This window comes from Kutzneria buriramensis, from assembly GCF_003387475.1.
Taxonomy (GTDB): domain Bacteria; phylum Actinomycetota; class Actinomycetes; order Mycobacteriales; family Pseudonocardiaceae; genus Kutzneria; species Kutzneria buriramensis.
This window is the reverse complement of sequence record NZ_QUNO01000003.1, coordinates 483,276-502,200: the sequence shown is the minus strand read 5'-3', so window position 1 is coordinate 502,200 and position 18,925 is coordinate 483,276. Positions and strand designations below refer to the sequence as shown.

The following is an 18,925-nucleotide window of genomic DNA, read 5'->3' as shown; positions in this document are numbered from 1 at the left end:
TCGTTACGGACCGTGGATGTAGATCACCCGTTTGATGGTGCCTCCACGTTTCGTGACTGTTAAGGTTTCGTCAACCACGGGCCACCGTCGTCCCGAGATGCGAAAGCAAACCGGGAGTTCCCCAAGCCAATTGGGGCCTCGTTAGGACGATGAGGGAGGTCTCGTGCCGATCTTCTCCGCCCTTCCCGGCCCGCAGGGGCTGTACGACCCGAGCGCGGAACGGGACGCCTGCGGTGTGGCCATGGTGGCCGACATCAAGGGGCGGCGGTCGCACGGCATCGTCGTGGATGCCCTGACCGCGCTGGCCAACCTGGAGCACCGCGGGGCCGCCGGCGCCGAGCCGACCAGCGGCGACGGCGCGGGCATCCTGCTCCAGGTGCCGGACGCGCTGCTGCGCGACGAGTGCGGGTTCACGCTGCCGCGGGCCGGCCAGTACGCCGCCGGCATCGCGTTCCTGCCGGCCGACGCCGCGGAACGGGCCAAGGCCGTGGCGCTGATCGAGCGGATCGCCGTCGAGGAGAGCCTGGAGGTGCTGGGCTGGCGGGAGGTTGCCGTCGACCCCGACGCCGCCGACGTGGGCCCGACCGCCCGCTCGGTGATGCCGCACTTCGCCATGCTGGTGGTCGCCGGCGTCGCCGACGGCGAGGGCAACCGACCGTCCGATGTGGACCTCGACCGGTTCACCTTCTGCCTGCGCAAGCGGGCCGAGCGGGAGACCGTCGCCGCGGGCGTCGGCTCGTACTTCCCGTCGCTGTCCGCGCGAACCCTGGTGTACAAGGGAATGCTCACCACGGGCCAGCTGCCGGCGTTCTTCCCCGACCTGGTCGACGGCCGGCTCACCAGCGCCATCGCCCTGGTGCACAGCCGGTTCTCCACCAACACGTTCCCGTCCTGGCCGCTGGCCCACCCGTTCCGCTACGTGGCCCACAACGGCGAGATCAACACCATTCGCGGCAACCGGAACCGGATGCGCGCCCGGGAGTCGCTGCTGGCCAGCGACCTCATCCCCGGCGACCTGGCCCGGCTGTTCCCGATCGTCGACGGCGAGGGCTCCGACTCCGCCTCCCTCGACGAGGTGCTGGAGCTGCTGCACCTGGGCGGCCGCTCGCTGCCGCACGCGGTGCTGATGATGATCCCGGAGGCGTGGGAGAACCACGCCACCATGGACCCCAAGCGCCGCGCCTTCTACCAGTTCCACGCCAGCCTGATGGAGCCGTGGGACGGGCCCGCCTGCGTCACCTTCACCGACGGCACGCTCGTCGGCGCGGTGTTGGACCGCAACGGCCTGCGGCCGGCGCGCTGGTGGCGCACCGACGACGACCGGGTGGTGCTGGCCAGCGAGGCCGGCGTGCTCGACCTGCCGCCGCACCGCGTGGTGGCCAAGGGGAGGCTCCAGCCCGGCCGTATGTTCCTGGTGGACACCGAGGCCGGCCGGATCGTCGACGACGACGAGGTCAAGGCCAAGCTGTCCGCGCAGCTGCCGTACGACGAGTGGCTGCACGCCGGCCTGCTGGAGCTCGCCGACCTGCCCGACCGCGAGCACGTGGTGCAGAGCCACGAGTCCGTGGTGCGCCGGCAGCTCACCTTCGGCTACACCGAGGAGGAGCTGCGGATCCTGCTCGCGCCGATGGCCTTCACCGGCGCGGAGCCGATCGGCTCGATGGGCTCGGACACCCCGATCGCCGTGCTGTCGCAGCGGTCCCGGCTGCTCTACGACTACTTCGTGCAGAACTTCGCGCAGGTGACCAACCCGCCGCTGGACGCCATCCGCGAGGAGATCGTCACGTCGGTGTCCCGCGTGATGGGCCCCGAGCAGAACCTGCTCGACCCCGGCCCGGCCTCCTGCCGGCACATCGGGCTGCCCTATCCCGTTATCGACAACGACGAGCTGGCCAAGCTCATCCACGTCAACGACGACGGCGACCTGCCCGGCTTCGCCTGCACCGTGCTTTCCGGACTGTATGAAGTGGACGGTGGTGGCGAGGCGCTGGCCGCCGCGATCGAGCGGGTGCGCCGCCAGGCGTCCGAGGCGATCGCCGCCGGCGCGCGGACGCTCGTGCTGTCCGACCGCGATTCCGACCACCGTCGGGCGCCGATTCCCTCGCTGCTGCTGGTTTCCGCGGTGCACCACCACCTCGTGCGCACCAAGGAGCGGCTGCGGGTCGCGCTCGTGGTCGAGACCGGCGACTGCCGCGAGGTGCACCACGTGGCGCTGCTTCTGGGTTACGGCGCCGCCGCGGTCAACCCGTACCTGGCCTTCGAGACGATCGAGGACCTGATCAGCCAGAACGCGATCACCGGCGTGGAGCCGCGGGTCGCCATCCGGCGCTACGTGTCGGCGCTGGTCAAGGGCGTGCTGAAGATCATGTCCAAGATGGGCATCAGCACCGTCGGCGCGTACACCGCGGCGCAGGTGTTCGAGGCCGTCGGCATCGCCCAGCCGATCCTGGCCGAGTACTTCACCGGCACGCACTCCAAGCTCGGCGGCGTCGGCCTGGACGAGCTGGCCGCCGAGGTCGCCGTCCGGCACCACCGCGCGTACCCCGACAACCCCGCCGACCGGTCGCACCGGCGGCTGGAGGTCGGCGGCGAGTACGCGTACCGCCGCGAGGGCGAGCTGCACCTTTTCACGCCGGAGACCGTGTTCCTGTTGCAGCACGCGACGAAGACGCGCCGGCGCGAGGTGTACAAGCGCTACACCGACGAGGTCGAGCGGCTCGTTCGCGAGGGCGGCGGCCTGCGCGGCCTGTTCCGGTTCGCCTCCGGCCGCACCCCGGTGCCGCTGGAGGAGGTCGAGCCGGTCGAGTCGATCCTCAAGCGGTTCAACACCGGCGCCATGTCGTACGGGTCGATCTCGTCCGAGGCGCACGAAACCCTGGCCATCGCGATGAACCGCATCGGCGGCCGGTCCAACACCGGCGAGGGCGGCGAGGACCCCGAGCGCCTCTACGACCCCGAGCGCCGGTCGGCGATCAAGCAGGTCGCCAGCGGCCGGTTCGGCGTGACGAGCGAGTACCTCGTGCACTCCGACGACATCCAGATCAAGATGGCGCAGGGCGCCAAGCCCGGCGAGGGCGGCCAGCTGCCCGCGCACAAGGTGTACCCGTGGATCGCGCGCACCCGGCACTCCACGCCGGGCGTCGGCCTGATCTCCCCGCCGCCGCACCACGACATCTACTCCATCGAGGATCTGGCCCAGCTGATCCACGACCTGAAGAACGCCAACGAGCAGGCCCGCATCCACGTGAAGCTGGTGTCGGAGCTGGGCGTCGGCACCGTCGCCGCCGGTGTGGCCAAGGCGCACGCCGACGTGGTGCTGATCTCCGGGCACGACGGCGGCACCGGCGCCTCCCCGCTGAACTCGTTGAAGCACGCGGGAACGCCGTGGGAGGTCGGCCTCGCCGAGACCCAGCAGACGTTGATGCTCAACGGTTTGCGGGACCGGATCACCGTGCAGGTCGACGGCGCCATGAAGACCGGCCGCGACGTCGTGATCGCCGCGCTGCTCGGGGCCGAGGAGTACGGCTTCGCCACCGCTCCGCTGGTGGTCGCCGGCTGCGTGATGATGCGCGTCTGCCACCTCGACACCTGCCCGGTCGGCGTCGCCACGCAGAACCCGGTGCTGCGCCAGCGTTACACCGGAAAGCCGGAGTTCGTCGAGCAGTTCTTCCACTTCGTCGCCGAAGAGGTCCGGGAAATCCTCGCCGAGCTGGGTTTCCACACCCTCGACGAGGCCATCGGGCACGCCGAGCTGTTGAACACCGACGAGGCCGTGGCGCACTGGAAGGCCAAGGGCCTGGACCTGTCGCCGGTCTTCGAGGTGCCGACGGCGACCCGCTACGGCTCGGCCCGGCGGCGGTTGCGCGGCCAGGATCACGGCCTGGAGCACGCCCTCGACCGGACGCTGATCCAGCTTGCCGAGGCGGCGCTGGAGGATGCGCACCCGGTGCGGCTGGAACTGCCCGTACGCAACGTGAATCGGACCGTGGGCACCCTGCTCGGGTCCGAGGTGACCCGTCGCTACGGCGGCGACGGGCTGCCCGAGGACACCATCCACGTCACCCTGTCCGGCTCCGCCGGCCAGTCGCTGGGCGCTTTCCTGCCCCGTGGTGTGACGCTGGAGCTGGTCGGCGACACCAACGACTACGTCGGCAAGGGCCTGTCCGGCGGGCGGATCGTGGTGCGGCCGCACGAGGACGCGCCGTTCGCCGCCGAGCGGCAGGTGATCGCCGGCAACGTGATCGGCTACGGCGCGACCGCCGGCGAGATCTTCCTGCGTGGGCGGGTCGGTGAGCGGTTCTGCGTCCGCAACTCCGGCATGGTCGCGGTGTCCGAGGGCGTCGGCGACCACGCGTTCGAGTACATGACCGGCGGTCGCGCCGTCGTGCTCGGGCCCACCGGCCGCAACCTCGCGGCCGGCATGTCCGGCGGCATCGCGTACGTGCTGGAGCTGGACCCGATGCTGGTCAACACCGACATGGTCGAGCTGCAACGGCCCAGCGCCGACGACCTGCGGTGGCTGCGCGAGATCGTGGAGCGGCACCACAAGCTCACCGGTTCCGCGGTGGCCGCGTCGCTGCTGGGCGACTGGCCGCGGCGGTCGGCCGGCTTCACCAAGGTGATGCCGAGCGACTACCAGCGTGTGTTGGAGGCGATGCGACTGGCCCGCGCCCAGGGCCGCGACGTCGACGAGGCGATCATGGAGGCGTCCCGTGGCTGACCCGAACGGCTTCCTCAAGTTTGCTCGGGGCGACGCCCCCAAGCGGCCGGCGGCCGAGCGCGTGCACGACTGGGACGAGGTCTACGTGCGCCAGCCCGCCGCCGCGCGGGAGGAGCAGGTGCGCACCCAGGCCAGCCGGTGCATGGACTGCGGCATCCCGTTCTGCCACTCCGGCACCGCCGGCTGCCCGCTCGGCAACCTGATCCCCGAGTGGAACGACCTGGTGCGGCGCGGGGACTGGCCGCAAGCGTCGGATCGCCTGCACGCCACCAACAACTTCCCCGAGTTCACCGGCCGGCTCTGCCCCGCCCCGTGCGAGGCTGCCTGCGTGCTGTCCGCGACCCCCGAGGCCGGCGGTGCCGTGGCGATCAAGCGGGTCGAGCAGACCATCGCCGATGTGTCGTGGGAGAGCGGGTTCGTGCCGCCGTGGCAGGCCGCCGTCGCCTCCGGCAAGCGCGTCGCCGTCGTCGGCTCCGGTCCGGCCGGCCTGGCCGCCGCCCAGCAGCTGACCCGGGCCGGGCACGACGTCACCGTGTACGAGCGGGACGACCGGCTCGGCGGGCTGCTGCGGTACGGGATTCCCGAGTTCAAGATGGAGAAGAAGGTGCTGGACCGGCGGCTCGCGCAGCTGCGGGCCGAGGGCACCCGGTTCGTCACCAGCTGCGAGGTCGGGGTGGACCTGACCGTCGAGCAGCTCCAGTCGTCCTACGACGCCGTGATTCTGGCCGTGGGGGCGTTGCGTGGCCGGGACGCGGTTGAGATCCCCGGCCGCGAGCTGGCCGGCGTGCACCTGGCCATGGAGCACCTCGTGCCCGCCAACCGGGCGTGTGAGGGCGACGGTCCGTCCTCCGTGGACGCTTCCGGCAAGAACGTCGTGATCATCGGTGGTGGCGACACCGCCGCCGACTGCCTCGGCACCGCCCACCGTCAAGGTGCTTTGAGCGTCGTCCAGCTGGACCAGTACCCCGAGCCGCCGTCCACTCAGGACTTCTCGGTGTCGCCGTGGCCCACCTGGCCGCTGGTCATCCGCAACTACCCGGCGCACGACGAGGGTGGCACGCGGAAGTTCGCCGTTGCCGTGCAGCGCTTTGTCGGCGACGCCGACGGGCACGTCCGGTCCATCGAGCTCCGTCAGGTGCGGGTCACCCGGGACGCTTCCGGCCGCCGGGTCGTCGAGCCCGTGTCCGACGAGGTCGAGGTCATCCCCGCCGACATGGTCCTGCTGGCCATCGGTTTCGAGGGCGTCGAGCACATGCCCCTGCTGGACGGCCTCGGGATTTCGCTGTCCGGTCGTGGCACCCTGTCCGTCGGCTCCGACTGGCAGACCGCCACCCCCGGCGTCTTCGCCTGCGGTGACGCCCACCGTGGCGCGTCGCTCGTCGTCTGGGCCATCGCCGAGGGCCGCTCCGTCGCCAACGCCGTCGACAGCTACCTCACCGGCTCCTCCGAGCTCCCGTCCCCGGTCCAACCCAACCTGTTGCCACTGGCCGTGGTGTAGCGCACCGGCTGCCGGGCGGTCTCCCGCCCGGCAGCCCGTTGCTTTGTGTTGCGTGGTGCGCCCGCGCCGCGCGGTTGCCTTGGTGAGGTTGCTGTCGGCCGTAGCCTGACCTCGACATCGGCCGAGCCGGGGGACGGGCGCGCATGGACGACTTCGCGGAGGACGCCGGTGCCGTGCTGGACGGGCTGACTTCCCTGCCGCGGAGTTCCTTCGACGCGATGCGAAGTGGCAGACGTTCCGCCACAATCCGCTCGAGGACGAGCGTGATGCCGTCGTGGCGGCGGCGCAGTACGGACTTTCCATCGACACCGAATCGTGGTGGCAGGGTGACGGCTTCCGCGTTCATCTGTGGCGGACATTCGCGAAGGTGTTCGCAAACGACGGCAGTAGGTGGGCCGTCTGGGCCGAGGACGAGGTCGCGGCGGAAAGGGGCCCGGGCTTTCCTGAGTGCTTGACTCGTCAATAACGTGAATGGGTGGGACCGGGCTCCGGTCCCACCCATTCTGTTGTTCACGGACAATTCGCCGGAATTCGGGTGGACTACCGGGGCCTGGCCCGTGCGGCGGCGTGCGTGGCGGCCCCGCCGCCGACCAGAAGGATCACCGCGGTCAGGGCCCAACGGCGCTGTCTGGTCCGCTCCTCGTTGTCGACGGGCTTGACCGCCGGGGTCGCCAGCGGCTGGGCGTGCTTGGTCGTCGGCGGCGGAGGATTGACTACGGGCCGTTGCGGTGCCGGGGGTGGAGGCACGACAACGGGGGCCGGCGTGGGTGGCAGTGGCGGAGGGGTGGTCACCACCGGCGGCGGCACGGTGGTTGTGGTCGTCGGGGGAGGCGGTGGCGGCGGAGGCGGGGGCGGAGGCGGCTTGGGCGTGCTGAGGCAGCCGGCCGCATCCGACGACGCGACCGGCGCCGCCGACGAGAGGAGCTGGGCCGCGCCGCCGCGCGGGATGGCGTACAGCCGGCTCTGGTGACCGTCGTTGTTGTTGAGGACGTACAGCGTGCGGGCCGAGTCGATCACCGCCGACCCGAAGCTGGAGCCGTGCGGCAGACCGGCCGGGACGGCCACGATGCGCACCGCGCCGCTGGACGGGTCGACGCTGACCACGACCGGCGCCCCGTGCGCGGAGTCCACCCCGTAGAGCAGGCCGTCGACCGGGTCGACGGCGAAGTCGTCCAGACCGTCGGCCTCCGGCCGCATCCGCACGACCCGGGTCACGCTGAGGTACGTCCGGCTCGACGGGGTGACGTCGATCGTGAACAGCCGGTCGTCGAGCCGGACCACCAGCGCCCCGTTCACCACCGCGCCGGCGGTGGCCAGCTCGAGGTCGTCCCGGGGCACCCCGGCCGGGTAGCCGAGGTCGGCGACTCCACCCGATCGGTCGATGCGCAGGACGTGACCGTGGGCGCCGATGCCGTACACCAGATCCTGTGACGGCACGTAACCCAGCGCGTTCATCTCGTACGGAACGGCGCGCAGCACCGTCTCCCCGCCACTCGGCAGGTCGACCCTCGAAAGGGTGGTGCCCAGACCGTGCTCACCCGTTCGCACCAGGATTGCCTCACACACCGTGGGCGTTACCGCGTCCGATCGGGGAGAAAAGAGCGCCGTTATCGCTAGAACGGGTAATAGAACACCCGTCATGCGCAGAATCCTGGTCACGCGGCACCGATTTCCTGTTTCAACGAGTTGGCGGATACGGTCCCCACCGTAGACGGTGCTTGAATCGGCTGTCAGCACATAGGAGAGTGAATGGACATCTACCTACAGGGGCTCGTGTGGGTGCTCGGCGTGGCGATTGTCGCCGGCGCGCTGACCGTCCTGATCCACCGCCTCACCTCCGGTGACGGGAGGTCCAGCAACAACGAGTCGGCCGGCAACGTGTTCGTGATTGTCGGCGGCCTCCAGGCGGTGCTCGTCGCCTTCGTGCTGATCTCGCTGTTCGACGCGGTCTCCTCCGCCCAGGACAACGCCCAGCAGGAGGCCAACAGCCTGGTCGCCGTCACCTGGGCCGCCGACTCGCTGCCCGAGGCCACCCGAACCGAGGTGCACGACCTGGCCCGCAAGTACGCCACCGCCGTGCGGGACCAGGAGTGGCCGCAGATGCAGGCCGGCGACGCCGTCACCGGGCCGGGGGCGCAGTACCTGTCGCAGATCCACGACGCGATCGACAAGGCCAACGACAACGGCGACGACTGGCTCAAGGACCGCAAGACCGAGGCCTCCAACCAGCTCTGGCAGGTCTACCAGTCCCGGCAGCAGCGGCTGGACGCCGCCGACGGCAGCGGGGTCAACGCGGTGACCTGGTTCGCGCTCATCGTCGGCAGCGTGCTCGCCATGACCTTCACGTACATGTTCGGCGGCCCGAAGCTGATCGCCCACGTGGTGATCGTCGGCGTGCTGGCGGCCACCATGACCCTGCTGCTGTTCGCCATCTACCAGCTTCAGGACCCGTTCAACGGCGGCGCCAACATCGGGCCGGACGCCTTCGACTCCGCGCTGGCCCGGCTCACCTGAGACGGGCCCACCAGCTCCTCCGCGATCTCCTTTGTGGACCGTCGCGCGCTACGACGTCGTTGCCGGGCCCTACCGGGATAAGGCGAGGCGATCAGTCTGCGCCTACCCTGGCGGGCATGCCCGATCCCCTCCCACGGCTGCGGCGGCTGTGCCTGGGTCTGCCCGAGACCACCGAGCGGCTCAGCCATGGCGAGCCGTCGTGGTTCGTGCGGGACAAGAAGAACTTCGTCGCCTACCGCGACCACCACCACGACGACCGCGTCGGCTTCTGGTGCGCCGCCGCCCCCGGCGCCCAGGCCGAGCTCGTCGCCGCCGACCCCGTCCGATTCTTCGTGCCGCCCTATGTGGGCCACCGCGGCTGGCTCGGTGTGTACCTCGACGTGCCCCAGGACTGGGCCGAGATCGCCGAGATCGTCACCGACGCCTACCGCGCTGTGGCCCCGAGGACGCTGGTGGCACAGTTGGACGCGTGAAGTTCCACGGATTCGGCGAGCACGCCATCGACTTCTACGACGGCCTGGAGGCCGACAACTCCAAGGTCTACTGGGACGCCAACAAGCACCTGTACCAGGGCGACGTGCGGGCGCCGATGGAGACGCTGCTGGCCGAGTTGGAGCCCGAGTTCGGCGGGCTGGGGGAGCCCAAGGTGTTCCGCCCGTACCGGGATGTGCGGTTCTCCAAGGAGAAGACCCCGTACAAGACGCACTGCGGCGGTGTCATCGAGCAGGGCCGGGGCGGCGGGGCGTACTACGTCCAGGTGGGACCCGCCGGCCTCACCGTCGGCGGCGGCTGCTTCCACCTTGAGGCCGACCAGCTGGCCCGCTTCCGCGTCGCCATCGACGACGACCGCCGCGGCGGCGAGCTGGAGAAGATCATCGCCAAGCTCGCCAAGGCCGGTTTCGAGATCAAGGGCGAGCAGCTGAAGACCAAGCCCCGTGGCTACGACGTCGACCACCCCCGTATCGAGCTCCTGCGGCACAAGTCGCTGTACGCGTCGATGACCTGGGAGCCCGACGACGTGCTGCACGAGCGCGGCAGCTTCGACCGGGTCCGCAAGGCCTGGCGGCAGCTCCGCCCCTTCAACGAGTGGGCCGCCGACCATGTCGGCGTCAGCGAGAAGCCCGCCCGGTGAACGACTGGAGATTCTGCCCCCGCTGCGGGGCCGGCCTGGCTCTCGTCGGCGACGGCCCCGAGCGCCACGCGTCCTGCGGCGGTTGCGGGTTCGTCAAGTACGACAATCCCTTACCCACCACCATCGGCCTCATCTGCCGCGGCCGTTCCATCCTGCTCCTGCGCCGCGCCCACGAGCCGGCGGTCGGCAGTTGGGACACCGTCGGCGGCTTCCTGTCCGGCGGCGAAACAGCCGAGGAGAACCTGGTTCGTGAGGCGTGGGAGGAGATCGGCTGTCAGGTCGTCGACCTCCGCCCGGCCGGCACGTATTCCTCGGTGTACGGCGACACCGGCCTGACAACCATCGGCATCGCCTTCACGTGCCGAATCGCCGACGAAGCGGTGATCACCTTGTCGGGGGAGAACTCCGAGCACGGATGGTTCGGCTTCGGCGAGATCCCGGACCTCGCCTTCACCGACGTGACGGCCGCGGTCCGGGATCTCGCGGCCGGAACCGGATGAGCTGTCGTCCCGCGCGGACGGAGAATAGCGGCGCGTTCCCGCACATTCGCCGGGAACGCGCCGCTGGTGGTCAGGCCTTGAAGAACTCGGTCAACACGGCGGCGAGCACCTCGACCGGGAGGTCGTGGAAACCGCCGTCGCGCTGGACGTGGCGGGCGTCGGGCAGGGCGGCGGCAGCGCCGGCCGCGCCGGCTTGGAGCCAGGGGCTGGAGCCGGTGGAGCTGATGATGAGGGCGGGTACGGCGATGTTGGCGAGCAGAGCGGGCGGCTCGCCGTCGCCCATGATGGCGTTGTCGTACGCGAGGGTGGGGGCGACGGCGACGAGGCCGTCCCACATGGGGCTGGCCTTCATCTGGTCGACGACCTCGGCGGGCTGGCCGACGGCCTTGGTCACGAAGTGGGCGACGGCGTCGCCCCGGCGGCCCTCGGCGAGGAGGGACTCGAGGACCGGCCCGTAGGTCGGGTCGACGGGAGGGGCTCCCTCCACCCGGTAGGGCGGCTCCATGCCGGCCACGCGCCGCACGGGCACGCCGGAGCCGGCGGCGAGGAGCGCGAGCGCGGCGCCGGAGGACATGCCGTACACGAAGGAGCCGCCGACGGCTTCGAGCACGGCGGTGAGGTCCTCCAGTTCCCGCTCGACGGAATAGGGCAGGGTGTCGGTGCTGTCGACGCGCCCGCGCCGGTCGTAGCTGACGGCCTCGAACTCGCCGGCCAGGGCCTCGGCCAGTGGCCCGAACGACTGTCGTGTCATGAACGCGCCGCCGACCAGGACGAGCGCCGGTCCCTGCCCGGTCCGCTCGTACGCGATCGAGGTGCCGTCCTTCGAAGTGACTGTCTCCATGCCCATACGTCGAACCTAGGCCGCCGGGCACGACATCGAGGGGTCGACACGCGCTAGGATCGAACACCCGTTCTAAACCAGCGTGTCGCGGGACGGGGTCGGCGGCCCGTCTGTGGCAGACTCCGGCCCTAGTCCGCGTCCGCCACGACGAGAGGAAATACCGGCCATGGGCCAGAAGGTTGTGCTGTTCTCGGACCTGAGCGGCAAGATCGTCGAGGACGGCGAGCTGGTCAAGATCGTCGTCACCCAGCACCCCGCCCTGCTCGACGGCCCGGTCGAGATCGAGGCGGCGCCCGCCGAGCTGGCGGCCATCGACGACCAGTCGATCGACGTGGTCAGCTTCGAGGTGTTCGCGCCGGGCGAGGAGCCGCGGTCGGTGGTGATGCCGCTGGCCGAGTTCGACAAGCTGGCCACCGACGACCCGATGGATGTGGTGCTCAAGGCGGCCAAGAAGTCCTACGCCAAGCCGGCCCGGGCCAAGTCCACCGGCGAGCCCAAGATCAACTACGGCAGCCTGGAGCACGCCGGCAAGCCGCACCGCGGCAAGGTCAACGACGCCGAGAAGCAGATCATCCGGGACCACTTCGACTCGGTGAACGAGCGGCTGGCCGGCGAGGGCCTGCGGGTGATCGACCTGGCCGACCCGGAGATGGTCGCCCGCTACGGCCTGGAAGAGCTGGTCGAGGAGCGCGCGGCCGTCGCGAAGCCCGCCGAGGCGATCTCCGAAGCGACTGACGAGGCCTAAGCAGCCCCCACCCTCACCGGGGGGACGACCCCGACCCAGTCTACGGCCCGCAGGATGCCTGCGGGCCTGGGCGTGATCCACGTGTGGACAACTCGGAGGCTGTGGACAACCTCGGGGCGAGCGGTCGAATCGGTGAACGAGGAGTGAGTGAACGGTGACCGTGCGTTGAAAATCGGGGGTTGCGGGACCGTTTCTAGGGTGTTGCCACACGTTACTGCCGGGTAGTTCGGGATCGGTCCAGTGCGGCGGTCTAAGCTGCTGGAACGTGAGCCGACGAGCGAAGATCGTCTGTACCCTCGGGCCAGCGACGTCCACCCCGGAGAAGATGCGCGACCTGGTCGCGGCGGGCATGGACGTGGCCCGGATGAACTTCAGCCACGGCAGCCACGCCGACCACAAGCAGGTGTACGACCTGGTGCGGACCACCGCCGCCGAGTCGGGCCGCGCGGTCGGCATCCTGGCTGACCTGCAGGGCCCCAAGATCCGCCTCGGCACGTTCGCGGGCGGCCCTGTGGAGTGGCGGACGGGCGACGTCGTGCGGGTCACCGTCGACGACGTCGCCGGCACCCACGACCGGGTGTCCACCACGTACAAGAACCTGGCCAAGGACGCCAGGGTCGGCGACCGGCTGCTGGTCGACGACGGCAAGGTCGGCCTGGTGGTCACCGCCGTCGAGGGCCAGGACGTGGTCTGCGAGGTGACCGAGGGCGGCCCGGTCAGCAACAACAAGGGCCTCTCGCTGCCCGGCATGGACGTCTCCGTGCCGGCGCTGTCGGAGAAGGACATCGAGGACCTGGAGTTCGCCCTCAGCCTGGGCGTGGACTTCATCGCCCTGTCCTTCGTCCGCTCCCCGGCCGACATCGACCTGGTGCACCAGGTGATGGACCGGGCGGGCAAGGGCCGGCTGCCGGTGGTCGCCAAGATCGAGAAGCCGGAGGCCGTCGACAACCTGGAAGCCATCGTGCTCGCCTTCGACGGCGTCATGGTGGCCCGCGGCGACCTGGGCGTGGAGCTGCCGCTGGAGCAGGTGCCGCTGGTCCAGAAGCGCGCCATCCAGATCTCCCGCGAGAACGCCAAGCCGGTCATCGTGGCGACCCAGATGCTGGACTCGATGATCACCAACTCCCGGCCCACCCGGGCCGAGGCCTCGGACGTGGCCAACGCCGTCCTGGACGGCGCGGACGCGCTGATGCTGTCCGGCGAGACCAGCGTCGGCCGGTACGCGATCGAGTCCGTGGAGACGATGGCGAAGATCATCACGGCGGTGGAGAGCGAGTCCACCGTGGTGCCGCCGCTGACCCACGTGCCGCGCACCAAGCGGGGCGTCATCTCCTACGCGGCCCGCGACATCGGCGAGCGCCTCAACGCCAAGGCCCTGGTCGCGTTCACCCAGTCCGGTGACACGGTCCGCCGCCTGGCCCGCCTGCACACCCACCTGCCGCTGCTGGCCTTCACGCCGGAGCCCGACGTGCTGAGTCAGCTTGCTCTCACCTGGGGCACGGAGACCTTCCTGGTGCCTAAGGTGGACTCCACCGACCAGATGGTCCGCCAGGTGGACATCTCCATGCTGTCCATCGGCCGCTACCAGCCCGGTGACCTCGTGGTCATCGTGGCCGGCTCGCCGCCCGGCACCGTCGGGTCGACCAACCTCATCCGGGTGCACCGGTTGGGCGAGGACGATCACGCCTAGGAGTGGCCTTGACTGAAGCGGCTCGCGCCGCGGCCGCCGACCCCGGAGCCTCCCAGGCTCCGGGGTCGGTGCCGTTGACGCTCGACGGCGTCCCGCACGGCCAGCCGGTCCTCGACCGCCTGGTCGCGCTGCTGGACCTGGAGAAGATCGAGGAGAACATCTTCCGCGGGGTCAGCCCGGCCGACTCCTCGGTCCGGGTGTTCGGCGGCCAGGTCGCCGGCCAGGCGCTCGTCGCCGCGGGCCGCACCGTGCCGGAGGAGCGCAAGGTGCACTCGCTGCACGCGTACTTCATACGGCCCGGCGACCCGCGCGTCCCGATCGTGTACGAGGTGGACCGCATCCGTGACGGCCGCTCGTTCACGACCCGCCGGGTGATCGCCGTCCAGCACGGCAAGGCGATCTTCTCCCTGTCGGCGTCGTTCCAGCTGATCGAGCCGGGCATGGAGCACGCGGAGCCGATGCCGCAGGTGCCGGACCCGGAGTCGCTGCCCACCTTCGGCGAGCGGCTGGAGCAGCTCGGCGCCGACCGCGAGAAGCTGGGCCGGGACCGGCAGCGGCCGATCGACGTCCGCTACGTCACCGACCCGCCGTGGATCACCCGCGAGAGCGGCCCGCACGAGGCCCGCAACCAGGTGTGGATGCGCGCCGACGGCAAGCTGCCCGACGACGACCTGCTGCACGTGTGCGTGCTGGCCTACGCCTCGGACATGACGCTGCTGGACTCGGTGCTCTCCCGGCACGGCGTCTACTGGGGCACCGACAAGGTGCTCGGCGCCAGCCTGGACCACGCGATGTGGTTCCACCGCCCGTTCCGCGCGGACGAGTGGTTCCTCTACGACTGCGTTTCGCCCAGCGCCTCCAACGCGAGGGGCCTGGCCCAGGGCCGCTTCTTCACCCGCGACGGCAAGCTGGTCGCCACGGTGGTGCAGGAGGGCCTGCTGAGGGTTCTGCCGTAAGGAAAAGGGGCGCGGCCAACACGGCCGCGCCCCTTCTTCCCCACAGCCGTCAGTTGATGCCGGCGAGCACGAAGTACGCCAGGGAGCCGATGCCGGCGACCATGCAGTAGATGGCGAACGGGTTGAGCGTGCGGGTTTCGAAGTAGGAGGCCAGGAACCGCGCCGACACGTAGGCGGCGACGCCGGCGACGACGCTGCCGACCAGGGCCGGGCCCAGCGAGCCGTGCACCTCCGGCTTGAACAGCTCCGGCATCTTGAACACGCCCGCGCCGAGGATGACCGGCGTCGCCAGGAGGAACGCGAACCGGGCGGCGTCGACGTGGCGGAGGCCGCGGGTGAGGCCGGCGACGATGGTGATGCCGGAGCGGCTGATGCCGGGCAGCAGGGCCAGCGCCTGGGCGCCGCCGATCAGGGCGGCTTCCTTCCACTGCAACTTGGACAGCCGCCGCTCGGACGCCTCGTCCTCCGACAGCGGCTCGGCGGTGATCGCGTTCAGCGGCGCGGTGTCGCCGGAGGAGAAGGCCGCGTTGGGGATGACCATCGTCTGGTCCGGGGACACGTACTCCTCGGTCTCCCGGCGGCGGTGCTGCAACCGCTCCACCGCGAACAGCACCAACCCGTTGAGCGCCAGGAAGATCGCGGTCGGCACCGGCTTGCCGAGGAAGTTGCGGACCAGGCTGTCCAGCGCGATGCCGGCGATGCCGACGGGAATGGTGCCCACGACCAGCAGCCAGCCCAGCCGCTGCTCGGAGTTCTCGATCTTCCGGGTGAGGATGGACGTCCACAGGCCGCGGATGATGCGCACCCAGTCCCGCCAGTAGAACACCACCAGCGCCAGCGCGGTCGCCACGTGCATCGCGACCAGCACGGCCAGGTACGGCGTCTCCTTGCCGCTCAGGCTGAGGTCCTTGGCCCACTGGCCGCCGGCCAGCGCCGGTAGCAGCACGCTGTGTCCCAGGCTGGAGACCGGGAACAGCTCGCTCACCCCCTGGAGCAGTCCGACGGCGATGGCCTCGACGTAGCTCAGGTCCGACATCAAACGCCTTCCGGGGGTGACTGCGGGGTTCCTGCGGCACCGTAGGGGGTGCCGTGACGAGTTCGGTGAACCCTAGATGAACGGTGGGTGATTCGGTCCTACCGGGTTGCTCACTCCCGCTTCACCCCGACCCCGCCGTAGCCGGGCGGCAGCTTGGCCGGCATCTCCTGATCGGTGTCCGGCCGCCACTGGTGCACCAGCACGACGCCCGGCTCCAGCAGGTCGAAGCCGGCGAACAGGGACTCGATCTGCGCCCGGGTGCGCAGCACGACCGGGTTGGTGGTGTTCTGGTACACGGCCTTGAAGTCGGCCAGCATGCCCGTGCTGTTGTCGGGCGCCTCGTTGGATCCGATGTGGGACAGGGCCAGGTGGCTGCCGGCGGGCACGGCGTCCCGGTAGGCGGCGACGATCTCGGCCGGGCGCGAGGAGTCCGGCACGAAGTGCAGCACGGACGCCATGATCAGGCCGACCGGCTCGTCGAAATCGATCAGCCCTCGCACCTCGGGGTTGCCCAGCACGGCGTCCACGTCCCGCATGTCGGCCTGCACGACGGCGGCCAGCGGGTTGTGCCGCAGGATGGCGGTGCTGTGCGCGACGGCGACGGGGTCGATGTCCACGTACACCACGCGCGTGGTGGGATCGCGGCGCTGCGCGACCTCGTGCACGTTGCCCACGGTGGGGATGCCCGAGCCGAGGTCGAGCAGTTGCCGGATGCCGGAGTCGACCAGCAGCCGGACCGCGCGCCGCAGGTAGTCGCGGTTCCCCCGGGCGCCCTGGATCGTGTACGGCATCGCGGCGATGGCCCGCTCGGCGGCGTCCCGGTCGACCTCGAAGTTGTGGGTTCCGCCCAGGTAGTAGTCGTACATCCGGGCGGGGCTCGGCCTGCTGACGTCCATCGTCGCCGGCACCCAGTCAGGCAGCTCCATGCCGGCGAACCCTATGTCAGGCGGCCTGACCCGTCGAGGTCCAGGCCACCACCAGCTCGTCCTTGGCGCCGAACCGCACCAGGTGGCGGGCGACGACGTCGGCGAGGCGGTCCAGCGCCTCGGCGTCGCCGGCGGTGACGGTCATGCGCAGGCCGTCGGGCTGCGCGTACAGCCGGGCCGTGCCGAAGTCGAAGTGCAGCTCGCCCTCGTGCTCGGTCCACACGGTCTGGATCTTGTGGCCGAAGTGCTTGCACAGCTGGACCAGGTAGCGAGAGGGCCGATCGGTCGCGACCAGCGCCTGCGTCGTGAATGATGAGCCTGTCATATAGTGAGGCTAGGTCAGTATTCAGATGCCGGCAACGGGAGGTTCACGTGACCGACGCCACGACCGCGCGGCTCGCAGACGCCTTCATGCACGTCGCCAAGCGCATGCGCGGCTGCTGGATGCAGCAGCTGGCGCCGCTGGGCCTCACCCCCGGCCAGGGCCGCGCGCTGGGCGTGGTGGCGCGCGCCGGCGACGGCATCCGGATGGCCGAGCTGGCCAGCCGGCTGGACATCGTGCCCCGCTCGGCCACCTCCGTGGTGGACGGGCTGGAGGAGGCCGGCCTGGTGCTGCGCCGGCCGGATCCAGGCGACCGCCGGTCGATGCTGGTGGGCCTCACCGAGGCCGGCCGGCTGCTGCTGACCCGGATCGACGACGCCAAGCGCGGCGCCGCCGAGGAGATGTTCGGCGCGCTGGAGCCGGCCGAGCGCGAGCAGCTGCTGGCCGTGCTGCTGCGGCTGGATCCGTGCGGCAAGCCCGCCGGATCGATTTAGCCTCCCGGCTGGAAGTTGAGCGCCAGGCCAGGCAGGCTTGGTGTATGGCAACTGAAGAGAAGGCTCGGATCGGCGTCACGGGCCTGGCCGTGATGGGCAGCAACCTGGCTCGCAACCTCGCTCGTCACGGTTTCCGGGTCGCCGTGCACAACAGGTCCGCCGCCCGCACCAAGGCCCTGGTCGAGCAGTACGGCTCCGAGGGCGACTTCGTGGCGTCGGAGACCACCGCGGAGTTCGTGCAGTCCCTGGCCAAGCCGCGCCAGGTGATCATCATGGTCAAGGCGGGCGGGCCGACCGATGCCGTGATCGACGAGCTGGCCGAGCTGATGGAGCCCGGCGACATGATCGTCGACGGCGGCAACGCGCACTTCGCCGACACCCGCCGGCGCGAGAAGGCGCTCAAGGAGCGCGGCCTGCACTTCGTCGGCACCGGCATCTCCGGCGGCGAGGAGGGCGCGCTCAACGGCCCCAGCATCATGCCGGGCGGCTCGGCGGAGTCGTACCAGCACCTCGGCCCGGTGCTGGAGGCGATCGCGGCGCAGGTCGACGGCGTGCCGTGCTGCACGCACGTCGGCGAGGACGGCGCCGGCCACTTCGTGAAGATGGTGCACAACGGCATCGAGTACGCCGACATGCAGCTCATCGCCGAGGCGTTCGACCTGCTGACCAACGTCGCGGGCATGGCGCCGACGGAGATCGCCGACGTGTTCCGCGGCTGGAACACCGGCGACCTGGAGTCGTACCTGGTGGAGATCACCGCCGAGGTGCTCGGGCACGTCGACGCGGCCACCGGCCGGCCGTTCGTGGAGATCATCGCCGACCAGGCCGAGCAGAAGGGCACCGGCCGCTGGACCGTGCAGGAGGCGCTGGAGCTGGGCGTGCCGGTGACCGGCATCGCCGAGGCGGTGTTCGCGCGGTCCCTGTCCGGCCACGTCGGCCAGCGCGCCGCCGCGCAGAAGGCGCTGCCCGGGCCGTCGAGCAAGCCCGCGGTCGCCGACCGGGACGCGTTCGTCGAGGACGTCCGGCAGGCGCTGTACGCGTCCAAGGTCGTCGCCTACGCGCAGGGCTTCGACGAGATCCGCACCGCCGCCGACACCTACGGCTGGCAGATCGACCTCGGCTCGATGGCCACCATCTGGCGCGGCGGCTGCATCATCCGCGCCCAGTTCCTGAACCGGATCAAGGAGGCCTACGACAAGGACGGCAGCCTGCCGTCGCTGCTGGTCGACGAGTACTTCGCGGACGCCGTGATCAAGGCGCAGGAGGCGTGGCGGCGGGTCGTCGTCGCGGCCGCCGGCGCCGGCGTGCCGGCCCCGGGCTTCTCGTCGGCGTTGGCCTACTACGACGCGCTGCGGGCCGAGCGGCTGCCGGCGGCGCTGATCCAGGGCCTGCGGGACTTCTTCGGCGCGCACACCTACCGGCGCGTGGACCGCGGCGACGCCAGCTTCCACACGCTGTGGAGCGGCGACCGCACCGAGCAGGACGCCTGAGTTGACATCGGGGAGGGGTCGCCAACTCTGTTAATGAGGCGGCGGCCCTTCCGGGCAACTT

At 70.7% G+C, this 18,925-nt stretch carries 16 protein-coding genes; 11 read left to right on the top strand and 5 right to left on the bottom strand.

Going from position 1 to position 18,925, the window contains the following annotated elements; genetic code table 11:
* Positions 1 to 163: 163 nt before the first annotated feature.
* Together gltB and BCF44_RS10730 are read left to right on the top strand one after the other, a co-directional pair.
* On the top strand, positions 164 to 4,720 hold the full coding sequence (gene gltB, locus BCF44_RS10735) for a glutamate synthase large subunit (RefSeq protein WP_281283093.1): 4,557 nt from the start codon (positions 164 to 166) through the stop codon (positions 4,718 to 4,720).
* Positions 4,713 to 6,218: a glutamate synthase subunit beta gene (locus BCF44_RS10730; protein WP_116174017.1), complete on the top strand. Its 1,506-nt coding sequence runs from the start codon at positions 4,713 to 4,715 to the stop codon at positions 6,216 to 6,218. Before gltB ends, BCF44_RS10730 begins: the two co-directional genes overlap by 8 nt.
* 540 nt (positions 6,219 to 6,758) lie before the next feature.
* On the opposite strand, the gene BCF44_RS56570 is transcribed toward BCF44_RS10730, so the two are convergent.
* Complete coding sequence (locus tag BCF44_RS56570) at positions 6,759 to 7,766, bottom strand: DUF6923 family protein (protein WP_211352974.1); 1,008 nt, start codon at positions 7,764 to 7,766, stop codon at positions 6,759 to 6,761.
* A gap of 201 nt (positions 7,767 to 7,967) precedes the next feature.
* On the opposite strand from BCF44_RS56570, the gene BCF44_RS10715 reads away from it, so the two are divergent.
* The 4 genes from BCF44_RS10715 (at position 7,968) to BCF44_RS10700 (ending at position 10,364) form a co-directional block, all read left to right on the top strand.
* A complete protein-coding gene (locus BCF44_RS10715) occupies positions 7,968 to 8,732 on the top strand; it encodes a bestrophin-like domain (protein ID WP_116174014.1) in 765 nt (254 codons plus the stop codon).
* 116 nt (positions 8,733 to 8,848) lie between these two features.
* Positions 8,849 to 9,205: an MmcQ/YjbR family DNA-binding protein gene (locus tag BCF44_RS10710; RefSeq protein WP_116174013.1), complete on the top strand. Its 357-nt coding sequence runs from the start codon at positions 8,849 to 8,851 to the stop codon at positions 9,203 to 9,205.
* Positions 9,202 to 9,864 carry a DUF2461 domain-containing protein gene (locus BCF44_RS10705; RefSeq protein WP_116174012.1) on the top strand — a complete coding sequence of 221 codons (663 nt, stop codon included), beginning with the start codon at positions 9,202 to 9,204 and terminating at the stop codon, positions 9,862 to 9,864. Before BCF44_RS10710 ends, BCF44_RS10705 begins: the two co-directional genes overlap by 4 nt.
* The gene (locus tag BCF44_RS10700; RefSeq protein ID WP_116174011.1) at positions 9,861 to 10,364 is read left to right on the top strand and encodes an NUDIX hydrolase; all 504 of its coding nucleotides are present in this window, start codon (positions 9,861 to 9,863) and stop codon (positions 10,362 to 10,364) included. The genes BCF44_RS10705 and BCF44_RS10700 overlap by 4 nt, the downstream gene beginning before the upstream one ends.
* A 70-nt stretch (positions 10,365 to 10,434) precedes the next feature.
* Here BCF44_RS10700 and BCF44_RS10695 read toward each other — a convergent pair whose 3' ends face one another.
* Positions 10,435 to 11,205, bottom strand: a complete 771-nt coding sequence (locus tag BCF44_RS10695; protein WP_116174302.1) for an alpha/beta fold hydrolase — start codon at positions 11,203 to 11,205, stop codon at positions 10,435 to 10,437.
* A gap of 166 nt (positions 11,206 to 11,371) precedes the next feature.
* On the opposite strand from BCF44_RS10695, the gene BCF44_RS10690 reads away from it, so the two are divergent.
* The 3 genes from BCF44_RS10690 to tesB all read left to right on the top strand — a co-directional run bounded on the left by BCF44_RS10690 (position 11,372) and on the right by tesB (position 14,596).
* A complete protein-coding gene (locus BCF44_RS10690; RefSeq protein ID WP_116174010.1) occupies positions 11,372 to 11,950 on the top strand; it encodes a hypothetical protein in 579 nt (192 codons plus the stop codon).
* A gap of 265 nt (positions 11,951 to 12,215) precedes the next feature.
* Positions 12,216 to 13,640: a pyruvate kinase gene (gene pyk / locus BCF44_RS10685; protein WP_116174009.1), complete on the top strand. Its 1,425-nt coding sequence runs from the start codon at positions 12,216 to 12,218 to the stop codon at positions 13,638 to 13,640.
* Between the two features lie 8 nt (positions 13,641 to 13,648).
* A complete protein-coding gene (tesB, locus tag BCF44_RS10680; protein WP_116174301.1) occupies positions 13,649 to 14,596 on the top strand; it encodes an acyl-CoA thioesterase II in 948 nt (315 codons plus the stop codon).
* A gap of 49 nt (positions 14,597 to 14,645) precedes the next feature.
* Here the strand turns inward: tesB and BCF44_RS10675 are convergent, their stop codons facing one another.
* The 3 genes from BCF44_RS10675 to BCF44_RS10665 form a co-directional block, all read right to left on the bottom strand.
* Positions 14,646 to 15,632, bottom strand: a complete 987-nt coding sequence (locus BCF44_RS10675) for an undecaprenyl-diphosphate phosphatase (protein WP_116174008.1) — start codon at positions 15,630 to 15,632, stop codon at positions 14,646 to 14,648.
* A 110-nt stretch (positions 15,633 to 15,742) separates the two neighbouring features.
* A complete protein-coding gene (locus BCF44_RS10670; RefSeq protein WP_116174007.1) occupies positions 15,743 to 16,558 on the bottom strand; it encodes an SAM-dependent methyltransferase in 816 nt (271 codons plus the stop codon).
* A 16-nt stretch (positions 16,559 to 16,574) separates the two neighbouring features.
* Positions 16,575 to 16,883 carry a DUF2218 domain-containing protein gene (locus tag BCF44_RS10665; protein ID WP_116174006.1) on the bottom strand — a complete coding sequence of 103 codons (309 nt, stop codon included), beginning with the start codon at positions 16,881 to 16,883 and terminating at the stop codon, positions 16,575 to 16,577.
* Positions 16,884 to 16,930: 47 nt separating this feature from the next.
* Here BCF44_RS10665 and BCF44_RS10660 point away from each other — a divergent pair, with 47 nt between their 5' ends.
* Positions 16,931 to 17,374 carry a MarR family winged helix-turn-helix transcriptional regulator gene (locus tag BCF44_RS10660; RefSeq protein ID WP_281283092.1) on the top strand — a complete coding sequence of 148 codons (444 nt, stop codon included), beginning with the start codon at positions 16,931 to 16,933 and terminating at the stop codon, positions 17,372 to 17,374.
* Positions 17,375 to 17,418: 44 nt separating this feature from the next.
* The gene (gndA, locus tag BCF44_RS10655; RefSeq protein WP_116174005.1) at positions 17,419 to 18,864 is read left to right on the top strand and encodes an NADP-dependent phosphogluconate dehydrogenase; all 1,446 of its coding nucleotides are present in this window, start codon (positions 17,419 to 17,421) and stop codon (positions 18,862 to 18,864) included.
* Positions 18,865 to 18,925: the final 61 nt, after the last annotated feature.

Coding starts and splice junctions, on each gene's coding strand:
- BCF44_RS10715 (WP_116174014.1), top strand. CDS start 7,968: ATGGACATCTACCTACAGGGGCTCGTGTGGGTGCTCGGCGTGGCGATT.
- BCF44_RS10710 (WP_116174013.1), top strand. CDS start 8,849: ATGCCCGATCCCCTCCCACGGCTGCGGCGGCTGTGCCTGGGTCTGCCC.
- BCF44_RS10695 (WP_116174302.1), bottom strand. CDS start 11,205: ATGGAGACAGTCACTTCGAAGGACGGCACCTCGATCGCGTACGAGCGG.
- BCF44_RS10690 (WP_116174010.1), top strand. CDS start 11,372: ATGGGCCAGAAGGTTGTGCTGTTCTCGGACCTGAGCGGCAAGATCGTC.
- BCF44_RS10675 (WP_116174008.1), bottom strand. CDS start 15,632: ATGTCGGACCTGAGCTACGTCGAGGCCATCGCCGTCGGACTGCTCCAG.
- BCF44_RS10670 (WP_116174007.1), bottom strand. CDS start 16,558: ATGGAGCTGCCTGACTGGGTGCCGGCGACGATGGACGTCAGCAGGCCG.
- BCF44_RS10665 (WP_116174006.1), bottom strand. CDS start 16,883: ATGACAGGCTCATCATTCACGACGCAGGCGCTGGTCGCGACCGATCGG.
- gndA (WP_116174005.1), top strand. CDS start 17,419: ATGGCAACTGAAGAGAAGGCTCGGATCGGCGTCACGGGCCTGGCCGTG.